Raw genomic sequence first — 4,785 nt, 5'->3', positions numbered from 1 at the left:
ACATCCCCTTCGACGCCCGCGTCGGCTCCCTCTCCGGCGGCAGCCGCACCCGGGTGGCCCTCGCCCTCGTCCTCGGCAAGCGCGCCGACCTGCTGCTCCTCGACGAGCCGCTCGCCGACCTCGACCCGCTGGCCCGCCACGAGGTGACGGGCCTGCTGATGGCGGAGGCGGCCGAGCGCGGCACCGGCATCGTGATGTCCTCGCACGTGCTCGCCGAACTGGAGGACTCCTGCGACCACGTGCTGCTCCTCGACCGCGGAACGGTCCGCCTGGCCGGCGACGTCCACGAACTGCGCGAGGCGCACACCTGGCTCACCGGCCGCGCCGACCCCGTGGAACGCGACGGCCTGCCCCGTGACCTCGACCGGAGCACCGTGGTGCACGCCGCGGTCGGCGGCCGCCAGGTCACCGCCCTCGTCCGCACCGGGCCCGCCGACCCGCACGCCTCCGCCGAACCCGCAGGACCCGCCGAACCCGACGGCGTCACCCCGCCCCCGGGCGCCGACGGCCGCTGGATCGCCGAAACCCCCTCCTTGGAAACCCTGTTGCTCGCACACCTGCGCTCCCGCTCCCCCGAACCCGCCCCCGAGGCCCCCGCGAAGGAGGCCGCCGCGTGAAGGGCGTGCTCTGGCTGGCCTGGCGCCAGCAGCGGCTGACGATCCTGACCGGGGCCGCCCTGCTGGCGGCGTGCGCGGCCTGGGTGACGTACCGCCGTTCCGAGATGATGCGGCTGATCGACCAGTACGACTGGACCCCCTGCCCCGGCTGGAACGGCGGCTGCGAGAGCCTGGCCACCTTCGAGATCCTGGAGGGGAACACCGCCGCCATCCGCGTCCTCGGCACCGTCGGCCTCCTCCTCCCCGCCGTCATCGGCGTCTTCTGGGGAGCGCCGCTGATCGGCCGCGAACTGGAGACCGGCACCTTCAAACTGGCCCTGACCCAGGGCGTCGGCCCGCGCCGCTGGTTCGCGGCCCGCTTCGGCCTCGCCGCGCTCTGCGCCGTCCTCGCCTCGCTGGTGGTCGCCGCCCTGGTCGCCTGGTGGTGGCTGCCCATCGCCAACACCCTCGACGGCCTGTACTGGCACGACGCCCCCGTCTACAACGCCACCGGCCCCGCCCCCGTGGCCTGCGCGCTGTTCGGCCTCGCCGCCGGGACACTGGCCGGGCTGCTGGTGCCCCGGGTGCTCCCCGCCATGGGCGCGGCCCTCGCCGCGATCGGCACGGCCATGGTGGTCGCGACGTACTTCCGCCGCAGCTGGTTCGACCCGGAGACCCGGATCACCCCCGGCATGACCCCCAAGCGGCCGGTCGGCAGCGCCTGGTCCACGGGTAAGTTCGGCTACCTCACGCCCGACGGCAGCGAGCACTCCATCGACACCGTCTGCCAGACCTCCGGCGAGGAACTCCGCCGGTGCATGGCGGAACACGGGTTCGTCGCCCGCTACCACAAGGTCTTCCCCAGCGGTGACTTCTGGGCCTTCCAGTGGATCGACGCCGCCCTCTACCTCGGAGCGGCCGCCGTGCTCGTGGCCCTGACCCTGCTCGTCCTGCGCCGCCGCACCGCCTGACCCGACCGCACCGCCTGACCCGACCGCACCGCCCGACCCGACCGCACCCCGACCACCGTACGCACACGCACCCCAGGGGACCCCTCATGGCCACCAGGAAGAACCTCACCGCCGACCGCGCCAGCGTCGGCCACAAGGTCCGCTACGCACTCAGCAACCCGACCCGCATCGCCCCGTACGTACGCCGCGCCGCGCGCGACGGCTGGCTGCGCTTCAAGCACCCCGACCACGTGGACTACTACCGCGCGGTCATGGCCTCCGACACCGGCCGCAACCCGGAGGCCGCCGTCGGCAGCCAGACCCACGACCGGTGGCTGGCCCTCGGCAAGATGCAGTTCGACTACCTCACGGACCACGGCCTCGCCCCGGGCCACCGCATGCTCGACATCGGCTGCGGCAACCTCCGCGCGGGCTGGAGGTTCATCGACCACCTCGACGCGGGCCACTACTACGGCATCGACATCTCCCCCGACATCCTCATAGCCGCCAAGCGGACCCTGGCCGGCAGGGGACTCCAGGACAAGGTCCCCTACCTCACGATCACCCAGGACCTCACCCTGGACTTCCTGCCCGACCGCCACTTCGACGTGGTCCACGCGCACAGCGTGTTCTCCCACTCGCCGATCGGGATCATCGACGAGTGCCTGGCCCACGTGGAGCGGGTGCTGGCGCCCGGCGGCTGGTTCGACTTCACCTTCGACCGCACCGAGGGCGCCGAACACCAGGTGCTGCGCGAGGACTTCTACTACCGCACCGAAACCCTCGTCGGCCTCGCGGCCCGGCACGGGCTCAAGGCCCGGTTCATGGACGACTGGGAGACCCTCGGCCACGGCCAGTCCAAGATCCGCGTCACGGCCGGCTGACCCGGCCGCCGCTGCCCTGTCCGGGACCGGAGCAAACGCCGATTCCCGGACAGGCCCGGCCCACCGCGCCCGTTGCTCGAAACTGCGCGTTCGCGCACCACTTCGAGCAAGTTCCTTCACCAACTCCGCCGGGGTCGCTATCTTTCCGGGTGCATGCCAAAGCGGTAGTCCGCCATCCGGACCGCACGAGGAGCTGCCCCATGAGTCAGACCCCTCCGTCGAGCACGACGAGACCGACCACGAGGCACGGCCACCCCCCGCACCCCCGCCCCCGTACCCGCAGCCGGCTCGCGGCCCTGCTCGCCGGGGCCCTGGCCGTCGCGGGCCTCGCGGCCGCCGGCCCGGCCACCGCCCGCGCGGCGGCCGCCCCCGCCGCCCCGTCCTCCACCGCCGGCTCGGTCACCGCCCTGTCCCAGTCGGGCGGCACCTTCACCGTGAGCACCACCAGCGGCGCCAAGGCCCGGGTGTCCGTCGCCCGCGCCGACATCTTCCGGCTCTGGCTGTCCCCGGACGGCTCCTTCACCGACGACCCGGCCGGCTCCGACCTCGCCCCCACCACCGACTTCGGCCCGGTGGCGGCGGGTTACACCGACGCGGGCACCTACTACCGGATCACCACCGGCTCCGTGTCCATCCACGTCAACAAGTCGCCCCTGCTGTTCTCCGTCTACCGCGCCGACGACTCCACCCCCGTCTGGCAGGAGACCCAGCCCACCAAGTGGGGCGGCGGCAAGACCGTCCAGACCCTGGCCCGCGGCGCCGACGAGCAGTTCTACGGCACCGGCCTGCGCCTGGGCGAATGGGCGCTGCGCGACAAGACCGTCCCCGTGGCCGTCGACAACAACTGGCGCGAGAACGACAACGCCAGCCCCGCCCCCTTCTACATGTCCACCAACGACTACGGCGTCATGCGCAACACCTGGGCCCCCGGCTCGTACGCCTTCAACTCGCCCACCACCCTCACCCACGACGAGAACCGCTTCGACGCCTGGTACTTCACCGGTGACTCCCTCAAATCCGTCCTCGACGCCTACACCGACGTCAGCGGAAAACCCTTCATGGCGCCGATGTGGGGCTTCGAACTCGGCAACGCCGACTGCTTCAACGCCTCCAACCCCGCCTACCAGGGCGACCACAACAGGCTCCGCCACCAGACGACCCCCGACGTCGTCGGCTACGCCGCCGACGCCCGCGCCGCCGACATGCCCTCGGGCTGGTTCCTGCCCAACGACGGCTACGGCTGCGGCTACACCGCACCCCTGAAGTCCACGGTCGACGCCCTGAAGGCCAAGGGCTTCCAGACCGGCCTGTGGACCTCCACCGGACTCGGCTCCATCGCCGACGAGGTGGGCACGGCCGGCACCCGCGGGGTCAAGACCGACGTCGCCTGGATCGGCGGCGGCTACAAGACCGCCTTCCAGGGCGTCCAGCAGGCCGTCGACGGCATCGAGAAGAACTCCGACGCCCGCCGCTACGTCTGGACCGTCGACGGCTGGGCCGGCACCCAGCGCAACGCCGTCGTCTGGACCGGGGACACGTACGGCACCTGGGACGACATGCGCTGGCACGTCCCCGCCATCGCCGGAGCAGGACTGTCCGGCATCAACTACGCCTCCGGCGACGTCGACGGCATCTTCGGCGGCAGCCCCAAGACGTACGTCCGCGACCTCCAGTGGAAGGCCTTCACCCCCGCCTTCATGACCATGTCCGGCTGGGGCGCGACCAACCCCTCGGCCGGCTACCAGGACAAGCAGCCCTGGCGCTTCTCCGAGCCCTACCTCTCCGTCAACCGCAAGTACCTCCAGCTCAAGATGCGGCTGATGCCCTACCTGTACACGATGAGCCGCGTCGCCCACGACACCGGCGTCCCCAGCACCCGCGCCATGGTCCTGGAATACCCCGACGACCCGGTGGCCCGCGGCAACCTCACCAGCGGCCAGTTCATGGCCGGCGACTCCTTCCTCGTCGCCCCCGTCGTCTCCGACACCTCCGTCCGCGACGGCATCTACCTGCCCGCCGGAACGTGGACGGACTACTGGACGGGCAGGACGTACGCCGGCCCCGGCTGGCTCAACGGCTACCAGGCACCCCTCGACACCCTCCCCCTCTTCGTCAAGGGCGGGGCCGTCGTCCCGATGTGGCCGCAGATGAACTACGGCGGCGAGAAGCCCGTCTCCACCCTCACCTACGACATCCACCCCCGCGGCACGAGCTCCTTCGACCTCTACGAGGACGACGGCCGCACCCGCGCCTACGCCTCCGGCGCCTACGCCCGCCAGCGCGTCGACGTCACCGCCCCGGCGAGCGGCTCCGGCACGGTCACCGTCGCCGTCGGCGCCCCCACCGGCAGCTACA

At 72.1% G+C, this 4,785-nt stretch carries 4 protein-coding genes; all 4 read left to right on the top strand.

The genetic code is table 11. From position 1 onward, the window contains the following. Positions 1 to 617: ATP-binding cassette domain-containing protein (locus ACFVXK_RS36990; RefSeq protein WP_389621281.1), on the top strand; the 617-nt coding region annotated here is incomplete at its 5' end. Then, positions 614 to 1,567, top strand: a complete 954-nt coding sequence (locus ACFVXK_RS36985; RefSeq protein WP_389621278.1) for a transporter — start codon at positions 614 to 616, stop codon at positions 1,565 to 1,567. The genes ACFVXK_RS36990 and ACFVXK_RS36985, both read left to right, overlap by 4 nt. An 86-nt stretch (positions 1,568 to 1,653) precedes the next feature. Beyond that, positions 1,654 to 2,430: a class I SAM-dependent methyltransferase gene (locus tag ACFVXK_RS36980; protein WP_389621275.1), complete on the top strand. Its 777-nt coding sequence runs from the start codon at positions 1,654 to 1,656 to the stop codon at positions 2,428 to 2,430. A 200-nt stretch (positions 2,431 to 2,630) separates the two neighbouring features. Next, positions 2,631 to 4,785 (top strand): TIM-barrel domain-containing protein (locus ACFVXK_RS36975; protein ID WP_389621284.1); only part of this gene is annotated, 2,155 nt, incomplete at its 3' end.

Origin of the sequence: Streptomyces sp. NPDC058157 (assembly GCF_042884105.1) — a bacterium.
Lineage (GTDB): Bacteria > Actinomycetota > Actinomycetes > Streptomycetales > Streptomycetaceae > Streptomyces.
This window is presented reverse-complemented; position numbering and strand designations above follow the sequence as displayed.

What these genes read in the sequence shown, in the direction of transcription:
- ACFVXK_RS36980 (WP_389621275.1), top strand. Translation starts at nt 1,654, where the DNA reads ATGGCCACCAGGAAGAACCTCACCGCCGACCGCGCCAGCGTCGGCCAC.